The following is a 20,397-nucleotide window of genomic DNA, read 5'->3' on the forward strand; positions in this document are numbered from 1 at the left end:
TGGGAGCTGATCGACGAGGCGGGCAACCGGCTCATCGACGGCCGGGCCGGCTGGCTCGGCGTCGGCTCGTTCTCCGACGGGCTGGCTGCACCGGGTGGCGGCGCGGCACCCGTCGGCCGGGTGGCTCCGGCGCCTGGCCGACGGCGACCGGCGGGCCCTGGGCGGCCTCGCGGCGGTGATGCGGGCGTACTTCGACGCGGTGCTGGACCCCCACTGGGACGTGGTCGCGAGCCGGGTCGCCGCGGCGCGGGCGCACGGGGCCCGGTGCATGGTGGACGGTGGCGTGCACCGCCTGCTGACGACGCTGCACCCGGCGGTGCGGTGGGAGCCGCCGACCCTGCACGTGGCCTATCCCGACGACCGCGACCTGCATCTGGACGGGCGCGGCCTGGTGCTGATGCCGTCGTTCTTCTGCCGCCGCAGGCCGGTCACGCTGCGGGCGGCGGACCGGCCGCCGGTGCTGGTGTACCCGATCGACCACGACCTCGGCCGGCCGGCGGACCCGCCTGCGGCCGCCGGCGGCGACCTGACCGCGCTGCTGGGCGCGACCCGGGCCGCGGTGCTGCGTGCGGCCCGGTCGCAGCCGCACGGCTGCACCACCGGCGAGCTGGCCCGCCAGGTGCGGGTGTCACTGTCGAGCGCCAGCGAGCACGCCACCACGCTGCGCCGGGCGGGCCTGCTGCACGCCCGGCCGCACGGCAGGCACACCCTGCACGTCGTCACGCCGCTCGGGCACGCGCTGCTGGCCGGCGCGCATCCCGACCTCGCCGGGTGACGCGCCGGGCGCCGACCGTCCGGCTACGTGCGGAAGGCCGGGGCCAGGGCCAGCGGTGTCTCGCCCCACCTCGCCGCCAGCACGCCGCGCAGCTCGGCGGCGAACGCCGCGATCTCCGGGCGGCGCGACGCGCGGGCGAGGTCCAGGCGGTGCAGCAGCCGGGCGCGGCGACCCGGCATGTCCGGATCGGGCGCGGCGGGCGCGTCCTCGGCCAGCGCGACGGGCAGGAACCACGACGAGTAGACCACCGACCACAGGTCCGTGGCCGCGGCGACGTCCCGGTCGAACGCGGGCGTGGCCACGTACGGCAGGTGGTCGGCCAGCGCGGCGCGGTAGCGGGCCACCGCCCGGTCGGCCACCTCGTCCGGCAGCCGCCAGGAGCACCAGCACGACGGCCACGGCACGCGCAGGTAGGCCACGTCCCAGGCGAGGTGGCGCCACTCGGCGTGTTCGAAGTCGATGAGCGCCAGGCCGTCGCCGGTGAACACGTTGTTGTCCGGGCACGCGTCGCTCGGCGACAGCGCCGCGGCCGCGTCGTCGCCGAGCCGCGCGGCCTCGGCGCGGAACGCCTCGGCGAGCGCCTCGGGCACGGTGACGCCGAGCGGCTCGCACGCCGCGCGCAGCCCGTCGACGGACTTCTCCAGCGTCGCGGTGAGTGAGGTCATCGGCTCCGACCCCGGTGCCGCCCGCGCGTCCAGCTCGACGCGGAACGCGTCGCGTAGGCCCAGCGTCGCGCGGTGCACCGCCCCGATGGCGTCCGCCCAGGCTTCGACCGCCGTCGTCGCGGCGAGCGGGTCGGTGCCGAGCAGCGCGTCGGCGACGCTGCCGCCCCCGCCCAGGTCCGACATCACCACGACGGGCGGGGACGCGCCCGCGGCGAGCAGCCGCGGCGCGGGCGTGCCGGCGGGCAGCACGGCGAGCGCCGCCGACTCGCGCGCCCAGCTCGACGGGTCGTCGAAGGTCTTCACGATCACGGTCGTGGGCGTCCCGCCCGGCGGGGTCAGGCGCGCCCGGCGCACCGCGGAGCGGTCGCTGCCGCCGAGGGCGCCCACCGGTTCGACGGTCGTGCCCGGCAGCAGCGCGCGTACCTCGTCCAGGTCGTCGATCACGACGTCACGCTACCGCCGGCGGGCGGTGGACCGCGTCTGGATTCCGCGCGGGTGACTGCGGCGAAATAGTTCGATACACTTATTTATCTCGATGGTTTGTTTCCTGTTTCGAGGCCCCCGAGGAGGACCGATGCCGCGCCCGCAGCCGTCCGTCGTCACCGCCTGCCTCGCGATCGCGGCACTCGCGGTCACGCTGGCCACCGTCCCGCTCGCCGCACCGGCCGCCGCCGACGTCACGCCCCTGGCCACCACCGCGCCCGGCCTGGTCATCGGCAGCGACTTCCCCGACCCCGACGTGTCGAAGTTCGACGGCGTCTTCTACGCGTACTCGACGAACAACGGGTACGGCAACGTCCCGGTCGCGTCGGCGCCCTCGCTGACCGGGCCGTGGACCCGGCGCGGCAACGCGCTGCCCACCCTGGGCGCCTGGGCAAGCGGCGGGCTGACCTGGGCGCCGGACGTGTCCCGCCGGGCCGACGGCAGGTACCTGCTCTACTACACCGCCCGCAGCACCGCGACGGGCCGGCAGTGCATCGGCGCCGCGCTGGCCACCTCGCCGCTCGGGCCGTTCACGCCCGTGGGCACCCAGCCGCTGGTCTGCAACGCCGGCGAGGGCGGCGACATCGACGCGGCGAGCTTCGTCGACAGCACGGGTGCGCGCTACCTGCTCTACAAGGACGACGGCAACGCCATCGGCCAGCCGACCAGCCTGTGGCTGCAGGGTGTCGCCGCCGACGGCCTGACCTTCCAGGGCGGCCGCGTCGAGCTGCTGCGCAGCGGGCGGCCCGAGGAGGCGGGCGTCATCGAGGCCCCGGCGCTGACCAAGGTCGGCTCGCAGTACGTGCTGTTCTACTCGCTCGGCGGGTACGGCGGCGACGCGTACCAGACCAGCTACGCGACCTCGGCGTCGCTGACCGGGCCGTACACGAAGGCGTACCGCTCGCTGATCACCACCGAGAGCGTGAACGGGACGGTCCGCGGACCGGGCGGCGCCGACGTGGTCCGCGACGCGGCCGGGGACCACCTGGTGTTCCACGGCTGGATCAACAACTACAGCGCCCGGGGCATGTACGTCGCGGCGCTCGGCTGGTCCGGCGGATTCCCGGTGGTCCGGGGCAGCCGGGTGCGCACCGAGGCCGAGCGCGGCACGCTGAACCGCTGCGCCGTACGCAGCACGACCACGGCGTCGCAGGGCCAGGCTGTCGCATACATCGACTACGCCGACAGCTGGGTGCAGCTGAGCGTGTTCGCGCCGCGCGCCGGTGCCTACACCGTCTACGTCGCCTACTCCGCCGGCTTCGGAGACGCGCAGCACACGCTGACCGTCAACGGCGCGTCGCCGGTGACCGTCAACTACCCGAACACCGGCTGGGAGACGTGGCGGCAGGTCCCGGTCGACGTCACCCTGCAGGCGGGCGCGAATACGCTGCGCCTGACGCACCTGAGCCGCTGGGCCGAACTGGACTACGTCGAGGTGGCGTAGCCGCGGAGCACACGGGCCGGCCGACGCCGAGGCCGGCCCGTGTTCCGCTGGTGCCGGGAAAGCGCTTGCCATAGGATCGCGCCAATCCTGCGAACGAAGGGAGCCGAGGCAGCGGCCCAAACTTCGCAATAGGGCTCCAACCAGGGCCGACCGATGGTCGGCCATCGGCGTTTGTCCTGATTCGATGCAACAAAGCTGCACATGCAAGTCATTGACTGATTTAAGTCCGTCTTCCTATGTTGGCTGGAAAGCGCATTCCAACACAGGGAGGTCCTACAGTGCAGGAAGCGCATCACGTCCCCGCACGGCGGAGCAGGCGCGCCCGCAGCGCCCTGGCCGCCGGCGTCAGCGCCACCGTCGCGGCGCTGGTCATCACCGTCGGCGCGGTCGCGGCGAACGCGGCCACGCTCTTCTCGGACGACTTCAACGACGGCGACGCCGCCGGATGGACCACCTCCGGCGGCAGCTGGTCGGTGTCGTCCGGCGCGTACGGGCAGTCGAGCACGGGCGCCAGCGCCAAGGCGCTGGCCGGCTCGACGTCGTGGTCCACGGTCACCGTCTCGGCCAGGGTCCGGCCCAACACCTTCAGCAGCTCGTCCTCGCGCGGCGTCGGCATCGCGGCCCGCGCGCAGAGCACGTCGAACTTCTACGCGCTCGTGCTCACCGGCTCGGCGGTGCAGCTGCGCAAGGGCACCACGACCACGCTGGCCTCCGCGCCCTTCTCGGCGGCCACGGGCACCTGGTACACCCTGTCGCTGAGCGCGACCGGCAGCTCCCTGGTCGGCTCGGTCAACGGCGTCCAGCTGGTGTCCGCCACGGACGGCTCCTACCCGACCGGGCGCGCCGGGCTGCTGGCCAACTACACGGCGGCCTCGTTCGACGACGTCCTGGCGACCGACGCGGCGGGCCCGAGCCCGTCGTCCCCACCGGCCTCGCCGCCCGCGTCACCGTCGGCGTCGCCGCCCGCCTCCCCGTCCGCCTCGCCCTCGGCGCCGCCCTCGCCGAGCACCAGCCCGCCGCCGCCCCCGGGCGGGATCGTCGGCTGGGCCACCCAGGCCGGCGGCACGACCGGCGGTGCGGGCGGCGCCACGGTGACCGTGTCCACCTGGGCCGACCTGCGCACCCAGGCACAGGCCGCGGGCACGCGGACCATCCTGGTCAACGGGATGCTCAGCGGGTCGGGCACCATCGAGGTCACCGCCAACAAGACGATCCGCGGCGTCGGGTCCGGCTCCGGCGTGTCCGGGACCACCCTCAACATCGAGGACATGCACCCGGCCAACGTCATCATCCAGAACCTGAACATCCGCGGGGTGCCGGGCGGCGACGCGATCCAGATCGAGAACGCGACCCACATCTGGATCGACCACAACACGCTGTCCAGCACCATCGAGAGCAACGTCGACTACTACGACGGCATGATCGACATCACCCACGCCGGGGACTACATCACCGTGTCGTGGAACATCGTGCGCGATCACTGGAAGACGTCGCTGGTCGGCCACTCCGACGGCAACTCCGGGGAGGACACCGGCCACCTGCGGATCACGTACCACCACAACTGGTTCGACCGGACCTTCGAGCGCAGCCCCCGGGTGCGCTTCGGCGAGACGGTCCACGTCTTCAACAACTACTACACCAACGTCAACAACAACTCGTCGTCGTACGCCATCGCCTCGACCATGAACGCCGGGGTGCTCGTCGAGGGCAACGTCTTCGAGAACGTGCAGCAGGCGTGCTGGTCGGCGAGCGGCTACGCCGACTCCGACCCGGGCCGGCTGGTGGCGCGCGACAACTCGCTCACCAACTCCGGCCCGTGCGAGACCAACGGCTCCGTGGCCGCGGTCCCGTACTCCTACACCGCGCAGAGCTCCGGCGCGGTGAAGTCCTCGGTCACCGCGGGCGCCGGAGCGGGCAAGCTCTGACCTGCCCCTCCTGATGGCACGGGAGGCCGGCACCGCCCGGTGTCGGCCTCCCGTCCGGCGACTTTGCTCTGCACACAAATACGCACCGGACGTCGCGTGCGTATTTGTGTGCAGAGCAAAGCCGAAGCCCGACCGACCTGCGGACGTCCCCGGCTCAGGTGTTCAGCGGGCGCCGCGCGACCGACAGCACGTGCGTCACCGGCCAGTCCAGCGGCCGGCCGTCGAGGTCGGTCAGCGACGCCACCGGCGCGATCCGGTTGTCGACGATCCAGTCGTTGCGCACCGCCCGCGACGCGGTGTCGATCTCCCAGCCGGTGTCGGCGAGCAGCTCGGTCCAATCGGCGTACGCCATGCCGCAGAACTGCTCACCCGTCTCGGGCAGCCAGTTCTCCGTGTAGTCCTTGCGCGTCAGGAAGTCCATCGCGTCGGCGAGCCGCAACCGGACCGCGTCACCCACCATCGTGTACGCGAACGGGAAGCGGAAGTCCACCGCGAACTGCTCGAACCGGGCGCGCGTGGACAGGCCCCCGACGTACGCGGCGACCTCGGCGGGCGGCAGCTGCGCCAGGTCCCGGCGCGGCGCGTCCGGGTTGTCCCCGTCGCCACCGGCCAGGTGCAGCAGCACCGGGCGGTCGCGGTCGTCGGGGCCGCAGACGTCGCTGTTGATCCATACGCCGCCGGGCACGGTGTGCTCGTAGATCGCCTCCACGAACGCCCGCAGCGACGCGTACTGCTTTCCGTAGGACCAGATCTCGTGGGTGAGCGCGAACGTCAGGGTGGTGTCGACCGACCGCGCCGGGAGCACCGCACCGCCGAGCACGTTGCGGCGGTAGAAGAACACGTTCGGGTTGGCGAACGTGCCCTGCGCCTTCTTGTGCACGCACTCGTCGAACAGGTGCCGGGCGACCTCGACCCCGATGAGGTCGCTCTCCCGCAGCGCCGGCTCCCGGTCGGCCAGTTCCAGCACGGCGCCCGCGCCGCAGCCGATGTCGACGATGCGGCCGGGCCGGACGTACTCGCGCACCGCCGACCACTTGCGCTCGGCGGCGTCGGCGAACGCCTCGGCGTAGGTCCGGTAGTCGCGCGTCGCGGTGAGCCCGCCCTCGTCGCCGACGACCGGGTCGTTGACGACGGTGCGCACGGCGTCGGCGAGGCGGTAGCGGTCGAAGACGTCGACGGTGGCCGGGTGCGCCAGCTCCCGCCAGCTCTCGTCCCCGGCGGCCAGCCGCAGCAGCACGTCCCACGGGCGTTCCGGCACCGGCGTCACCGACGCCTCGACCGCGTCGACGGTGAAGCCCAGCTTCTCGTAGAGCGCCGCCACCTCGGGCGTCGAGCAGGCGACGACGGTGTTGTCCGGGGTCAGCTCCAGACCGGTGGCCACGGTGACGTTCTTGAGCGTGACCTCAGCGAAGCGGCCGGTCGGCGCGGTGTCGAACACGGGCACGACCAGCGAGCGCAGGCCGGTCAGCGCGCTGAACCGCTCGATCGCCGCCTCCCGGCGGTGGCAGGGCACCGGGTTGCGGCGGGTGTTCGCATGGTTCGCCGAGGTCACCGCCCAGACGACGGTGGCGCCGTCACCGGCCAGGGCGCGCAGGTGCCGCGCCTGGAACCGGGTGAGCACGTGGTGGCGGCCGGGGAACAACACGAAATCCATGCGGTGTTGATACCCCATCGTGGCTCGTCGACGGGATGCGCCCCGGACCTCGGCCGCCGCCTACTTGCGCTCGATGCGGTAGCGCAGGACGAGGAACGGCAGCCCGAACACCCAGAACGCGTGGTCGGCGCGCAGCCGCCCGCCTTCGAGGTAGACGTCGAGCTGCTCGGCGAAGCCGTCGACGGCGCCCGAGGTCAGCTCGCCCGTCGCCGCGTCGACGTAGGTCAGGTAGTGGCCGGGCTGGTCGAGCTCGCTGCGGCTGGTCAGGACCAGGCCGCCGCCCGGACGCGGGCGCGGGGCCAGCGTCGCGGTGAAGCTGGCCTGCGGCAGCGGGAAGCCCACGCTCACGTACCCGCGCCCGTCCCGCCGGTACGTGGTGTAGATGCCGACGTAGATCGGCTCGTCGGTGTCGGCGTGCGCCCGGATCCAGCCGCGGACGACGCCGCCGTCCGGCCGGGTGACGGTGTCGATGCGGCTGACCACGCCCCGCTGCGTCTCGCGCTGGTTCATCGGGACGTTCGCCTGCCCGAGCGGCCGCGCGACCAGATACCGGTAGAGCAGGTAGCCGGGTCGCACCCACAGCCGCCACTCGGGCACGATGTCCAGCCGGAACCGGGTCGTGTGCTCGTAGAACTCGCGCACCAGCGGGTCGACCGCGGCCGGGTCGAACTCCGGTCCGGCCAGCTCGTCGAGCGAGGCCACGATGCCGACGTCGGGCGCCGCCGGGGTGTAGTCGCCGCCGAGCGCCTGCGCCAGCTCGCGTACGTAGCCTGTGCCGACGTAGCCGGTGCGCGCCGCGAGCGGCACGACGAACGGCAGGTCCTCGGCTGTGGCCCGCTCGGCGAGCAGCCTGACCTGCGGCTCGCGGAACAGCAGTGCGGACAGCGCGCGGAAGGCGAGCACGACGGCCGCGGCGACCGCGGAGGCGGGGACGGCTGCCCAGAGGGCCGACAGCGCCCAGCCCACCGCGAGGCCGACCACCGGCCCGAGCAGCACCTTGTGCGGGCGTACCCCGAGCAGTCCGGTCAGCAATCCGGCGAGCAGGCCGACGATGACCGGCCCCGCGCCGGTCATCGCGCCGAAGGCCCAGCCCAGGGGCGCGGCCAGCGCGGCGCCCATCAGGATCCGCGACCACAGCGCCGGGATCTCGCCGGGCCGCTGCCGTGCCCGCGCGACGGCGTCGGCGGCCGCCGTCACGACGGCTCCCGCGACGGCTCCGGTGACGACCGCGACCGTCCCCCGGCCCGCCGTCAGCGACGCGCCCGCCGCCGCGCCGAGCACACCGGCGACCACCCATGAACCCTGCCGCTTCGCCTCCGCCACGCGGCGAATGTACTCGTACCCGCCGCACTCGGCCGCTCCTGAGTCGCGCTCGCGGCGGGGAGCCCACGGAGAGCTCCCCGCCGCGGGGATCACGCGGCGTAGATGATCTTGACGCCGCCGTTGGTCAGCACCGCCACCGTGGAGCCGCGTACGCCGGAGTTCAGGTTGCGCCAGCCGTTGTAGCTGCTCGCCTCGTGCACGTAGCCGCCGCTGGTGGTGTAGATGAGCTTCTCGCCGGCCCAGTTCAGCGCGGCGATCGAGCCGCCGCCCACCCCGGAGATGCCGGTCCACACGTTCGCCCAGCCGGCGTTGCTGGCCGCCTCGTACACCGCGCCGCCGTTGAGCACGTAGAGGATCTTCGTGGTGCCCAGCGTGATCGCGGCCACCGCCTGGCCGGGGACGCCCGTGTTGAGGTTGCGCCAGCCGTTGGCGCTGTGCGCCTCGTGCACGTAGCCGCCGACGATGCTGTAGACGTACTTGACCCCGCCGAGCGTGATCGCCGCGATCGAGGAGCTGCCCACCCCGGCGATGCCGCTGTTGAGGTTGCGCCAGCCGTTGTTGCTGCTCGCCTCGTGCACGTAACCGCCGATGACGGTGTAGATCAGCTTCTCGCCGTTCAGGTTGAGCGCGGCCAGCGCCGTGCCCTGCGCGCCCTGGATGCCCGTGGACATGTTGCGCCAGCCCGTGCTGCTGGCCGCCTCGAAGATCTGGCCGCCGTTCGAGGAGTAGATGATCTTCGTGCCGCTCACGTTGATGACGGCCAGCCCGCTGGCCGTGACCGCGCCGCCGCTGCCGGAGACCGGCAGCGCCTGCCAGCCCGCATTGCTGGCGGCCTCGTACACCTGCCGCCCGCCCGGGTTCGAGCCGATGTACGCCAGCGGGTTCACGTAGTTGCCGTTGGGGTCGAGCATGTGCCAGTGCAGGTGCGGGCCGGTCGAGCTGCCCGAGCCGGGAGCGCCGGCCGCGCCGCCGGAGCGGCCCACGATCGCGCCCGCGCCGACGTAGGTGTTGTTCGCCAGCGAGAACGCCGACAGGTGCAGGTACTGGCTGCGCCAGCCCTCGCCGTGGTGGATGGTGACGGTGTGCCCGGCGTTGCCGTTGTAGGGGGTGTTCTGCACCGTCCCCGCGCCGCAGGCGGGCAGGGCCGTGCCCACGCCCATCCCGAAGTCGATGCCGCCGCGCGAGCCGCGGGCGAGGTGGCCCTCCCAGGTGTCGGTGATCGGGTAGCCGCTGAACGGGTTGTAGATGGCCGGTGCGGCGTGGGCGGTGCCGGGCAGTGCCAGCACGCCGCCCACCGACATGGCCCCCGCGCCCAGCGCCGAGGCGCGCAGCAGCGTACGCCGGCTCAGGCCCGGTGCGGGCTCCGCACCGCCGCCGCAGCAGTTGATCTGGTGGTCCTGCGTCATTGTCGCTCCTCCTGCGACCGCGCCGGTCGCATCCATGGCCGTGACTGTCGGACGGCACGCGGAAGGCGCCGCTGCCGCGGCGGCTTCGGTGACGGGGTTTTCGGCGGGACACGTGACGTCGCCCGGGGGCGCATGTCCTGTCACATGTCGATGGATGAATGTCTCTTCATCGTGGGGCACCGGCCCACACGCGAGCACATCCGGTCTTCATACGTCCCGGGTGTCGTCCAGCCCGGCCAGCCGCTGCCGGACCTCGTCGGCGTCGGGATGGCCCAGCGCGTCGAGCTTGGCCAGCGACAGCCGCCAGGCCTCGGCGGCGGCCGGCCGGTCACCGGCCGCGTGGTGGGTGTCGCCCAGGTGCGTGAGGGTGATCGTCTCGTAGTACGGGTCGTCCAGCCGGCGCAGCACCACCAGGGCCTGCCGGTAGTGGACGATCGCGCGCCGGTGGTCGCCGAGGCTGTGGTGCGCGAAGCCGAGGCTGTCCAGCGCGTTCGCCAGGCCCTCCCGGTCGCCCAGCTCCCGGTGCACGTCGACCGCCTGCCGGCAGTGTTCGACGGCGTCGCCGTACTGGCCGAGCTGGGCGTGCAGCCAGCCGATGCTGTTGAGCGCCTGTCCCTGGCCGATGCGGTGCTCCGCGCGCTTGAACCGGTCCAGCGCCTGCTGCGCGTCGGCCAGCGCGGCGTGCCGGTCGCCCTGTCCCTCGTGGACGAGGCTCATCCGCAGCTGCGTGTACGCCTGACCGACCAGGTCGTCCAGCTCGCCGAAGAGGCCGTCGGCGCGGCGCAGCTGCTCGTGCGCCTCGTCGTAGCGCTTCAGGCGGTTGTAGGCCAGCCCCAGGCTGCCGTGCGCGTGCGCCCGGCCGATCCGGTCGGCGCCACGCTCGGCCACGGCCAGCGCCGTGCGCTGGGTCGCCACCCAGTCGTGCCAGTGCCCCCACCGGTCCAGGAAGGTCGACATCGCCGAGGCGAGCTGCCACGCGTGCGTGCCGAGCCCCTCGTCGGCGGCGGTGTTCAGCGCGGCCACCAGCACGGCGTGCTCCTGCGTGAACCAGGCCGACGCCTGCGCCACATCGGCGAACCGCGCCACCACGGCGCCCGGGTCGGCCGGCACCAGCTCCAGCCGGAACCGGTGCGGATAGATCAGCAGCGCCGCGGCGTACGCGCTGTGCAGGTAGTGGGCGAGCAGCCGCCGCCGCGCGGCGTGCCGGGCCGGTGCGCTGTCGGTGTCGCGGGCCAGCTCCGCGGCGTACGCGCGCAGCAGGTCGTGCAGCGAGTAGCGGCCCGGCAGGTGCTCGGTGACCAGGTGGGCGCGCACCAGCTCGGCCAGCAGCGGGCGGATCTCGTCCGGTGGCGCACCGGCCAGGCTCGCGGCGGCGTCCAGCCCCACGTCCTGTCCCGGATGCAGGCCGAGCAGCCGGAACAGCTCCGCCGCCGCGGACGTCAGCCGCCGGTACGACCAGGAGAAGGTGGCCTGCACGTCGGTGGTGAGGTAGTCGGCGTCCGGCGGGCGCGGGCGACCGCGTACCGCGGACAGCTCCGCCGACAGCGAGCCGAGCGGGAAGGCCGGGTGGACGGCCGCGCGCGCGGCGACCATGGCCAGGGCGAGGGGCAGCCGCGCGCAGTGCGCCGCGATCTCGTCGGCGGCCCGCACGTCCGCGGCCACCCGCTGCGCGCCGAGCCGGCCGATCAGCAGCTCCCGCGCCTCGGCTGCGGGCAGCACGTCGAGCGTCACCGGGTGGGCGCCCTCCCGCGCGACCAGTCCGAGCAGCTGGTCGCGGCTGGTGATCAGGACCATCCCGCCGCGCCCGCCCGGCAGCAGCGGCCGGACCTGCTCGGCGTCGAGGGCGTTGTCGAGCAGCACGAGCAGGCGGCGGCCCGCCACCATGCTGCGGTACAGCGCCGCCTGCGCGTCCAGGCCGGCGGGGACCCGTTCCGGCGCGACGCCGAGCGCGTCGAGGAAGCCGCGCAGCGCCTCCCCCGGCTCCATCGGCCTGGCCCCGGGGTGGAAGCCGCGCAGGTTGACGTACAGCTGGCCGTCGGGGAAGCCGGCCGCCGCCCGCTGCGCCCAGTGCACGGCCAGGGTGGTCTTGCCCACGCCCGCCGTGCCCACCACGACGGCGACCACCGTGGCCGCCGGTGCCGTGCCCGCGTCGGCGGCGAGCGTGTCGAGGCGGGCGAGCTCGGCGCCCCGCCCGGCGAAGCCGCGTACGTCGAGCGGCAGCTGGGCTGGCACCGGTGCGGCGGCCTGCCGGGTGTCGTCCGCGGGCGGTGCCGTGCCCGGCGCGGCGCGTTCCCGCTCGGCCGGCGGATCGAGCGTCCGGTCGCCGAGCAGGATGCGCCGCTCGAGTTCCCGCAGCTCGTGGCCTACGTCCAGGCCGTACTCGTCGGACAGGACCCGGCGGGCGGTGCGGAACGCGCCGAGCGCGTCGGTGACCCGGCCGCTGCGGTGCAGGGCGACCATCAGCTGGGCGACGAAGCGCTGCCGGACCGGGTTGGCGGCCACCGCGTCGGTCAGCGGCGGCACGATCGCCGCGTGGTTGCCGCAGCCGAGCTCGGCGTCGAAGAGCTGCTCCAGCGCGGTGTCCCGCTGCTCGCTCAGGTAGGCGCGGGCGGCCGTGGCGTACGCGGCCCGCACCCCGGCCAGCGGCACCGGGCCCCGCCACAACCCGAGCGCCTGGCGCAGCAGGACCGCCGCCGCGGCAGGGGTGCGCACCGCCCGGGCCTGACCGACGAGCTGGTTGAAGACCGCCAGGTCGAGCCGGCCGCTGGTGATGCGCAGCGCGTAGCCGGCCGCCTGCCGGTCCACCGTGGCCAGTGGCCCGCTGCCGTCGTGCAGCACCGCCCGCAACGCCGACACCATGTTCTGCACCTGGACATTGGCCGTACGCGGCGCGGCGCCGCCCCACATCGCCTCGACGATCTCGCTGGTCGCCACCACGCGATCGGCGCGCAGCATGAGCAGGGCGATGAGGTCGAGCTGCTGGCGGCGGGCGAACTGCAACGGCCTGCCACCGGCGACGACCTCCACGGGGCCGAGAACCCGGAAGTTGCAACCGTCGCCGTCTGCGATCATCGGCGCGATGGTAACCCGGGTAGATGAACAGTCCTCACCCGACCTCGCCCGCGCCGCTCCCGACCTGGCGACGCCTACGACCGTGCTTCAACTCGCACGTCAGCTCGCCACGAGTCCTCGGCATCGGACGGATCACGCCGACCGGGCAGCGGGGCAGCCGGGGCCCGCTCCCAGCGGAGCGGGCCCGGCGGCCTCAGAGGGTGATGGAGAAGTCGGCCACCACGCCGTTGTGATCGGACCTGGTCCCGGTGACGATGCGGTAGTCGGTCAGGAACAGGTACCGGTATCCCTCGACCCGCTTCCAGAAGTAGATGTAGTCGATGTGCCGGTTGCCGTGCGTGCCCGTGCCCTTCTCGCCGTAGAGGTTGAAGACCGAGCGCAGGTTCGGCAGCTCGTTGGCCTCGAACACCTGCCACGGGAACTTCGCGTGGCCGTAGGCCCGGTCGGCGCTGAAGTCGACGTTCAGGTCGCCGCTGACGATCACCTGACCCTCGTCCTTCTTCGCGGCGGCCAGGTTCTTGACGTCCTGGAACTGCTTCTCGGCGCAGGCCGTGCGCGGCAGGTCCGCCGGCCGGCCGTTGTCCTCGATGCCCGCGTTGGCGTGGAGGTTGATGTGGAACACGACCCGCCCGCTGGCCTTGTGCCGGTACTTGACCCAGTTGTTGTAGCGGGCCGGCGGGACCTCGCCGGGACCGTTGGTGTCGCAGGCGAAGACGGAGCCCTTGTCGAGCAGGTCGAACATGCTCTTCCTGGCGAGCAGGGCCTCATTCGCGGCCTGCGTGGGCTCCGGCGCGTAGAACCACCAGCCGTTGTCGGCCGCCCAGGTCTGCAGGAACGCCTTGCGCCCCTCTACCTCGTTGAGCCCGACCAGGTCGGCGTTCGACGTGATCAGTTGCAGGTCGTGCAGGAAGTCGGCGTGGTTGAGGCCGTAGTAGATGTTCAGGGTGCCCGCCTGGAAGACCGCGCTCGCCGCGGCGGCCGGGGCGGCGGGTGTCACGCCTGCCAGCACCACGACGGCGGCGACCACGGCGGTGGCTCTGCGGGCGATCCGGAGTCTCGTGCCGAGCATCGCATTCCCTTCCGAAGTTCCGTTCGGTCGACACCATCGGACCATGGGAATCTATACATCTCCTACAGAAGTTCCATCGTTCGGTGGCGGGCTGCCGGCCCACTGGTGGAAGTCGGCGTAGGCACGGGCTCCGTCATGGCCCTCGGCTCGGGATGGGTGCGGCGCGGTTCGCCCGACTCCCGGGAAGGCGAGCCCCCGTCGCCACGGCATTCACCTCGGTCAACATGACGGTGAGCCGTCACCGCCGCGGATCCCGGCGGGTAGCCTGCAAGATCTCCGGCACCTCGGGACAAGGACCCACGGCATGGCCCACGACAAGGCAGGTCCGCTGACCGGCGTACGCGTGATCGAGCTCGGCGGCATCGGCCCCGGCCCGTTCTGCGGCATGCTGCTGTCCGACCTCGGCGCGGACGTGGTCCGCATCGACCGGCCGGGCGAGCACGGCGGCGCCACGATGCACCCGATCCTGCACCGCGGCCGCCGCTCCATCACCGTCAACCTGAAGGACCCGGTCGGCGCGGACCTCGTGCTGCGGCTGCTCGACGGCGCCGACGCGCTCATCGAGGGCTTCCGCCCCGGCGTCACCGAGCGGCTCGGCCTCGGCCCGCAGACCTGCCTGGAGCGCAACCCGCGCCTGGTGTACGGCCGGATGACCGGCTGGGGCCAGGACGGGCCGCTGGCCCAGGCGGCCGGGCACGACCTGAACTACATCGCCGTCGCCGGGGCGCTGTCGGCCATCGGCCCGCGCGACGGCGACCCGGCCGTGCCACTGAACCTGGTCGGCGACATGGGCGGCGGCGGGATGCTGCTCGCCCTGGGTATCACCGCCGCCCTGCTGTCGGCGAAGCAGACCGGCCGGGGCCAGGTCGTCGACGCCGCCATGACCGACGGCACCGCCGTGCAGCTCGCCCTGATCCACGGGATGCTCCAGGTCGGGCTGTGGCGGGAGGGCCGCGAGTCCAACATGTTCGACGGCGGCGCGCCGTTCTACCGCACCTACCGCACCGCCGACGGCGGCCACGTCGCCGTCGGCTGCGTGGAGCCGCAGTTCTACGCCGCGATGCTGACCGTGCTCGGGCTGGCCGACGATCCGCTGCTCGCCGCGCAGCACGACCGCGCCGCCTGGCCGGACATGTCGTCGCGGCTGGCCGCGGTGTTCGCCACCCGCACCCGTGACGAGTGGACGGCCGCGTTCGACGGCACCGACGCCTGCGTCACCCCGGTGCTGGGCTTCGCCGAGGCGGCCGCCTACCCGCACAACGCCGAGCGCGGCACCTACCTGCGTTTGCCCGACGGCCAGGTCGGACCGGGCACCGCCCCCCGCTTCTCCGGCACGCCGTCGGCCGTGCCCCGCCCGGCGGCGACCATCGGCGCGCACACCGACGAGGTGCTGGCCGAGCTCGGGGTCGACGAGCCGCGGCGCGCGGCGCTGCGGACCGCCGGGGTCGTCGGCGGCGCTTGACCGCCACGGCGGCCGGACCCGGGCGTCAGGCGCGCAGGAAGGCCAGCACGGCCAGTACGCGCCGGTGCTGGTCACCGGCCTGTGGCAGGTCCAGCTTGGCGAAGATGCTGCTCACGTGCTTGTTGACGGCGGCCTCGGTGACGAACAGGTCCCGGGCGATGGCGGCGTTGGCCTGACCCTGGGCCATCAGCGCGAGCACCTCGCGCTCGCGCGGGCTGAGCCGCTGCAGCGGGTCCTGCCGCCGCCGCAGCAGCTGCCGCACCACCTCCGAGTCGACGACGGTGGCCCCGGCGGCGACGCGCTCGGCGGCCGCGGCGAAGTCGGCGACGGCGCCGATCCGGTCCTTGAGCAGGTAGCCGACCCCGCGGCCGTCGCCGGAGTCGAGCAGCTTGCCCGCGTAGGACTGCTCGACGTACTGGCTGAGCACGAGCACGGGCAGCCCGGGGTCGGTCTCGCGCAGCCCGACGGCGGCGCGCAGCCCGTCGTCGGTGTGGCCGGGCGGCATGCGTACGTCGGTGACGACGAGGTCGGGCCGTTCGGCGGCGACGGCGGCGACCAGCGCCGGGGCGTCGCCGACCGCGGCGCGCACGGTGTGGCCGAAGCGTTCCAGCAGGCTGATCAGGCCCTCCCGGAGCAGCACGCTGTCCTCGGCGATCACGATCCGGAGTGGCACGGCACCTCCACGTGCAGCAGGGTCGGGCCGCCGGGCGGGCTGGACAGCCGCATGCGCCCGTCGAGGGTGGCCAGCCGGTCGGCCAGGCCGGTCAGGCCGCTGCCCGTGGCGGCGTCGGCGCCACCGGTGCCGTCGTCGCGGATCTCCAGGACGAGCAGGTCGGTGTGCAGGCGGCCGGTGACCTCGGCCTGCCGGGCGCCGCTGTGCTTGGCGATGTTGGCCAGCGCCTCGGCGACCACGTAGTACGCGGTGACCTCGACCGCCGGGGGCAGGCGGCGGGGCAGCCGGATGTCGACGCGCACCGGCACCGCCGACAGGGTGGCCAGCTCGCCGACGGCGTCGGCCAGGCCGTGGTCGGTGAGCACCTGCGGGTGTACGCCGCGGATCAGCGCGCGCAGCTCCTGCAGGGTCAGCGCGACCTGCTCCTGCGCCCCGGCCAGGTGCCGGTCCATCGCCGAGCCCGGTGCGGCGTCCAGCCGGGCCAGCCCGAGCTGCACGCTCAGCGAGACCAGCCGCTGCTGGGCGCCGTCGTGCAGGTCCCGTTCGATGCGGCGGCGTTCGAGCGCGAAGGCGTCGGCGAGCCGGGCCCGGGAGGCGCGGACCTCGTTGAGCTGCGCGCCGAGCTCGTCGTCGCGCGGGGCGAGCACGGCCCGGGTGAACGCGGCGCGGGCCCCCGCCCACGCGGTGATGGTGTACGGCGCGGGCAGCAGCAGCAGGAGCCCGAGGAAGAACAGGCCCCACACGTCGGAGTCGTCGACCGGCGACCACATCACGATCACCGGCACGGCCAGGGCGCCGAACAGCACGCCCAGGTCCATCCACCACAGCCCGACCAGGGACAGCGCGGTGAAGCCGAGCTCGCGCCAGGTCGCCGGCTCGCGCAGCCGGGTCTGCAACCAGGCCCGCAGGCCGGGCTGGTGCGGCGCGTGGTGCGGGTCGGGTGCGGGGTCGAGGTCGACCAGCCGCAGCCGCCACCGCTCGAACCGGGCGACGTAGATGCCCGACAGCAGCAGCGCCAGGATCACCAGCACGCCGACCAGCACGATCAGCAGGATGAGCCCGGCCGCGGCGAGCGTCAGCACGACCGCGCCGACGAACCCGCCCAGCAGCACGCCGGACACCAGGTATGCCAGCGAGCGCCAGGGCCAGGCCGAGGTCAGGAACCGCAGCGGCCGCTGCGCCAGGGCCTGCCAGGCGGTTCTCGCGTGCACGGCTCGACGGTACCCGGCCGTTGATCTCGTGACGGTAGTGCACGCACTACCTCTGTTCTCCCGTCCACGCCAATGCGGCAGCGGTGCCCGTGGCGGTGGACTGGCAGCCATGACGATCACACAGACCCCCGTGGCCGAGGCGGTCCGGCTGACCGGCGCCCGGCGGGTGTACGGCGGCGGCGACCAGGCCGTCGTCGCCCTGGACGACCTGACGCTGGGGTTCGCTCCCGGCACCTTCACCGCGATCATGGGCCCGTCCGGGTCCGGCAAGTCGACCCTGCTGCAGTGCGCGGCGGGCCTGGACCGGCTCACCGCCGGGACGGTGCACCTGGGCGGCGTGGACGTGGGCGCGCTGAGCGAGCAGCGGCGCACGGTGCTGCGCCGGGACCGGATCGGTTTCGTGTTCCAGGCGTTCAACCTGGTCGCCTCGCTGACGGCGGCGCAGAACGTGGAGCTGCCGCTGCGGCTGGCGGGCCGCCGCCCGGCCCCGGCCGCGGTGCGGGCGGCGCTGGCCGAGGTGGGCCTGGCCGACCGGGCGGGGCACCGGCCGGGTGAGCTGTCCGGCGGGCAGCAGCAGCGGGTCGCCATCGCCCGGGCGCTGATCACCCGCCCGGACGTGGTGTTCGCCGACGAGCCGACGGGGGCGCTGGACACCGCGGCGTCGCGGGAGGTGCTGGGGCTGCTGCGCGCGGCGGTCGACGGGCACGGGCAGACCGTGGTGATGGTCACCCACGACCCGGTGGCGGCGTCGTACGCCGACGAGGTGGTGTTCCTGCGTGACGGCCGGATCGCCGACCGGCTGGGCGGGGCGGCGCGGCTGCCCGGCCGCGCCGAGCAGATCGCCGCCCTGATGACCCGGCTGGAGCAGCGATGACGGCCCTCGCCTCGGTCCGGGGCCGGGCCATGTCGCTGGCCGGGACGTTCGCCGGGCTGGCCCTGGGCGTCGCGCTGATCGCGATGAGCCTGCTGGTGTACGTGTCGTCGGCGCCGCGCCCGCCCGAGCGGCTGTCGGCCGCGCCGGTGCTGGTGCACGGGCCGGTGCTGCCGGACGCGGCCGGGGTCGGCGGCGGGGTGCGCCCGTGGCCGGCCGCCGAGGCGGAGAACCTGGCCGCGCGGCTGGCGCGGCTGCCCGGCGTCGCGGCGGCGGTGCCCGACCGGAGCTTCTACGCGCAGCTGGTCGTGGCCGGACGGCCGGTCGGCGACGCCGAGGACGCCGGCGCGGGGCACGGCTGGTCGAGCGCCGCGCTGGGCGCGTACCGGCTGCTGGCGGGCACCGCCCCCGAGGCCGACGGCGAGGTGGCCGCCGGCACCGCGACGGGACTCGCGGTCGGTGACCGGACCACGCTGCTGACCGGCGGCGGGCCCACCGAGGCGACGGTGACGGGCCTGGTCGACGGGCCGGGCGTGTACGTGTCCGACGCGGCCGCGGCCCGGCTGTCCCCCGGCGTCGCGGCGATCGGACTGCTGCTGGATCCGGGCGCGGATCCGGCGGCGGTGGCCACCGCGGCCCGTGCCGCCGCGCCCGGTGCCACCGTGTCGACCGGCGCGGACCGGGCCGCGCTGGAGCCGGCGCAGTCGGCCAAGACCCGCTGGCTGGGCGCCCAGCTGCTGATCGCGATGGCGAGCCTGGCCGTGTTCGTGACGGTGTTCGTGGTGGCGTCGACGTTCGCGCTGAGCACCGCGCAGCGGCGGCGCGAGCTGGGCCTGCTGCGCACCGTCGGCGCGACGCCGCGCCAGATCCGCCGCCTGGTCATGGGTGAGGCGCTGCTCGTCGGCGTGGCCGGCGGGCTGGCCGGGGCGCTGCTCGGCGTCGCCGCCGCCGTGCCCGCGGGTCGCCTGCTCGTGCACTGGGGCCTGGCCGAACCCGGCCTGCGGGTGCGACCGGAGCCGGTGCCGGTGCTGGCGGCGGTGCTGGTCGGCGTCGCGGTCGCGCTGATCGGCGCGTACGCGGCGGCGCGCCGCGCGGCGAAGGTGCCGCCGATGGCCGCGCTGCGCGAGGCGGCGGTGGAGGCCCGCTCGATGGGGCTCGGCCGCTGGCTGCTCGGCGGCGGCACGCTCGCGCTCGGCGGGTTCCTGGCGCTGCGCACCGCGACGGCCGCCGCCGAGGACCGGGTCAACGCCGCGCTGTTCGCGGCGATGGCGCTCACCGCCGCCGCCGCGCTGCTGGCCCCGGTGCTGCTGCCGCCGCTGGTGCGCCTGGCCGGCCTGCCGCTGCGCGGTGCCCGCGGCGCGGGGGCGATGCTGGTGCGCGCCGAGACGCTGGCCGCCGTCCGCCGCACCGCGGCCACCGCCGCGCCGGTGATCGCCACGATCGGGTTCGCGGTCCTGCTGTCCGGCATGGTCGCCACGATGCGCGAGGCGTACCCGGCGGGGCAGGCCGCGAAGCTCGCGGGGGTCACGATCGCCGTGCCCGACGGCACGCCCGGCCTCGCCGCGACCGCCGTCGCCGCAGGTGGCAACTCGGTCCTGCCGACCCGCGTGTACGCCGGCGACGTCTCCGTCGCCGCGTTCGGCACCACCGGCGGGCCGACCAGCGTGGCCGCCGGGGTCGCCGACGCTCTCGGGGTACGGCCCGGCGACGCGGTCACGGTGACGTTCGCCGACGGGCTCGCCGAGCGGCTCACCATCGAGAAGATCACGCCGGACGGGCAGGTCGACGACGACCTGATCCTGCCCCGGGAGCTGGTGCGGCGGCACGATCCGGCGGCGCTGGCCCCGTCGCTGCTCGGCGCCGACCCGGCGGCGCTGGCCGGGCAGCCCGGCGTGGAGGTGCTCGACGCGCGGGCGTACGCCGAACGCGAGGGCGCGGAGGACGGCCGGCTGCTGTGGCTGTTCGCGACGGTGCTGATCGTGCTGTCGGTCGGCTACACGGGCATCGCGGTCGCCAACACCATGGCCATGTCCGTCGACGGCCGCCGTCCCGACCTGGCGGTGCTGCGTCGCGCCGGCGCGACCAGCCGGCAGCTGCTGCGCTACGCCGCCGCCGAGACGCTGCTGGTCGTGGCGCTGGGCACGGGGCTCGGCCTGGCGGTGACGGTGCCGCCGCTGCTGGGCATGGCCGCCGGGCTGGAGCAGGAGGTCGGCGCGGCGGTGGCGCTGCGCCTGCACTGGCCGGTCACCGCCGCGACGGTGCTCGCGACCGCCGTGCTCGCCACCGCGGCCGCGCTGGTGGCGACGCGGCGGGCGGCACGGTGACCCGGCGCGTCGCCCCCGCGGCCTGAGCATCCGCCTGCCG

At 74.5% G+C, this 20,397-nt stretch carries 14 protein-coding genes; 6 read left to right on the forward strand and 8 right to left on the reverse strand.

Going from position 1 to position 20,397, the window contains the following annotated elements; genetic code table 11:
- Positions 1 to 94: 94 nt before the first annotated feature.
- Positions 95 to 775, forward strand: coding sequence for a winged helix-turn-helix domain-containing protein (locus AB0J67_RS20325; RefSeq protein WP_363484802.1), 681 nt, complete (start codon positions 95 to 97; stop codon positions 773 to 775).
- A gap of 23 nt (positions 776 to 798) precedes the next feature.
- Here AB0J67_RS20325 and AB0J67_RS20330 read toward each other — a convergent pair whose 3' ends face one another.
- Entirely contained in the window at positions 799 to 1,884 is a 1,086-nt protein-coding gene (locus tag AB0J67_RS20330; protein ID WP_363484805.1) for a hypothetical protein, read from the reverse strand.
- Between the two features lie 130 nt (positions 1,885 to 2,014).
- On the opposite strand from AB0J67_RS20330, the gene AB0J67_RS20335 reads away from it, so the two are divergent.
- Positions 2,015 to 3,367, forward strand: a complete 1,353-nt coding sequence (locus AB0J67_RS20335) for a family 43 glycosylhydrolase (protein ID WP_363484808.1) — start codon at positions 2,015 to 2,017, stop codon at positions 3,365 to 3,367.
- Between the two features lie 278 nt (positions 3,368 to 3,645).
- A complete protein-coding gene (locus tag AB0J67_RS20340) occupies positions 3,646 to 5,292 on the forward strand; it encodes a pectate lyase (RefSeq protein ID WP_363484811.1) in 1,647 nt (548 codons plus the stop codon).
- Positions 5,293 to 5,446: 154 nt separating this feature from the next.
- Here AB0J67_RS20340 and AB0J67_RS20345 read toward each other — a convergent pair whose 3' ends face one another.
- The 5 genes from AB0J67_RS20345 to AB0J67_RS20365 form a co-directional block, all read right to left on the reverse strand.
- Positions 5,447 to 6,946 (reverse strand): class I SAM-dependent methyltransferase, encoded by a 1,500-nt coding sequence (locus AB0J67_RS20345; protein ID WP_363484814.1) that lies wholly within the window; start codon positions 6,944 to 6,946, stop codon positions 5,447 to 5,449.
- Between the two features lie 60 nt (positions 6,947 to 7,006).
- Entirely contained in the window at positions 7,007 to 8,269 is a 1,263-nt protein-coding gene (locus AB0J67_RS20350) for a hypothetical protein (RefSeq protein ID WP_363484817.1), read from the reverse strand.
- 89 nt (positions 8,270 to 8,358) lie between these two features.
- Positions 8,359 to 9,675 carry a M23 family metallopeptidase gene (locus AB0J67_RS20355; RefSeq protein WP_363484820.1) on the reverse strand — a complete coding sequence of 439 codons (1,317 nt, stop codon included), beginning with the start codon at positions 9,673 to 9,675 and terminating at the stop codon, positions 8,359 to 8,361.
- Between the two features lie 207 nt (positions 9,676 to 9,882).
- Positions 9,883 to 12,747, reverse strand: coding sequence for a BTAD domain-containing putative transcriptional regulator (locus AB0J67_RS20360; RefSeq protein WP_363484823.1), 2,865 nt, complete (start codon positions 12,745 to 12,747; stop codon positions 9,883 to 9,885).
- A 193-nt stretch (positions 12,748 to 12,940) separates the two neighbouring features.
- Entirely contained in the window at positions 12,941 to 13,816 is an 876-nt protein-coding gene (locus AB0J67_RS20365; protein ID WP_363484826.1) for an endonuclease/exonuclease/phosphatase family protein, read from the reverse strand.
- 304 nt (positions 13,817 to 14,120) lie between these two features.
- On the opposite strand from AB0J67_RS20365, the gene AB0J67_RS20370 reads away from it, so the two are divergent.
- Positions 14,121 to 15,278, forward strand: a complete 1,158-nt coding sequence (locus AB0J67_RS20370; protein WP_363484829.1) for a CaiB/BaiF CoA-transferase family protein — start codon at positions 14,121 to 14,123, stop codon at positions 15,276 to 15,278.
- A gap of 25 nt (positions 15,279 to 15,303) precedes the next feature.
- Here the strand turns inward: AB0J67_RS20370 and AB0J67_RS20375 are convergent, their stop codons facing one another.
- Positions 15,304 to 15,939 (reverse strand): response regulator transcription factor, encoded by a 636-nt coding sequence (locus tag AB0J67_RS20375; RefSeq protein WP_363484877.1) that lies wholly within the window; start codon positions 15,937 to 15,939, stop codon positions 15,304 to 15,306.
- Positions 15,933 to 17,162, reverse strand: a complete 1,230-nt coding sequence (locus tag AB0J67_RS20380) for a sensor domain-containing protein (protein ID WP_363484832.1) — start codon at positions 17,160 to 17,162, stop codon at positions 15,933 to 15,935. Before AB0J67_RS20380 ends, AB0J67_RS20375 begins: the two co-directional genes overlap by 7 nt.
- Positions 17,163 to 17,271: 109 nt before the next feature.
- Between AB0J67_RS20380 and AB0J67_RS20385 the strand changes: the two genes are divergently transcribed.
- Complete coding sequence (locus AB0J67_RS20385) at positions 17,272 to 18,036, forward strand: ABC transporter ATP-binding protein (protein WP_363484835.1); 765 nt, start codon at positions 17,272 to 17,274, stop codon at positions 18,034 to 18,036.
- The gene (locus tag AB0J67_RS20390; RefSeq protein WP_363484838.1) at positions 18,033 to 20,357 is read left to right on the forward strand and encodes an ABC transporter permease; all 2,325 of its coding nucleotides are present in this window, start codon (positions 18,033 to 18,035) and stop codon (positions 20,355 to 20,357) included. Before AB0J67_RS20385 ends, AB0J67_RS20390 begins: the two co-directional genes overlap by 4 nt.
- The last annotated feature ends 40 nt before the right edge of the window (positions 20,358 to 20,397 follow it).

The sequence above is a fragment of the Catellatospora sp. NPDC049609 genome (genome assembly GCF_040675365.1).
GTDB lineage: Bacteria > Actinomycetota > Actinomycetes > Mycobacteriales > Micromonosporaceae > Catellatospora.

What these genes read in the sequence shown, in the direction of transcription:
- AB0J67_RS20335 (WP_363484808.1), top strand. Translation starts at nt 2,015, where the DNA reads ATGCCGCGCCCGCAGCCGTCCGTCGTCACCGCCTGCCTCGCGATCGCG.
- AB0J67_RS20345 (WP_363484814.1), bottom strand. Translation starts at nt 6,946, where the DNA reads ATGGATTTCGTGTTGTTCCCCGGCCGCCACCACGTGCTCACCCGGTTC.
- AB0J67_RS20355 (WP_363484820.1), bottom strand. Translation starts at nt 9,675, where the DNA reads ATGACGCAGGACCACCAGATCAACTGCTGCGGCGGCGGTGCGGAGCCC.
- AB0J67_RS20360 (WP_363484823.1), bottom strand. Translation starts at nt 12,747, where the DNA reads ATGATCGCAGACGGCGACGGTTGCAACTTCCGGGTTCTCGGCCCCGTG.
- AB0J67_RS20365 (WP_363484826.1), bottom strand. Translation starts at nt 13,816, where the DNA reads ATGCTCGGCACGAGACTCCGGATCGCCCGCAGAGCCACCGCCGTGGTC.
- AB0J67_RS20370 (WP_363484829.1), top strand. Translation starts at nt 14,121, where the DNA reads ATGGCCCACGACAAGGCAGGTCCGCTGACCGGCGTACGCGTGATCGAG.
- AB0J67_RS20385 (WP_363484835.1), top strand. Translation starts at nt 17,272, where the DNA reads ATGACGATCACACAGACCCCCGTGGCCGAGGCGGTCCGGCTGACCGGC.
- AB0J67_RS20390 (WP_363484838.1), top strand. Translation starts at nt 18,033, where the DNA reads ATGACGGCCCTCGCCTCGGTCCGGGGCCGGGCCATGTCGCTGGCCGGG.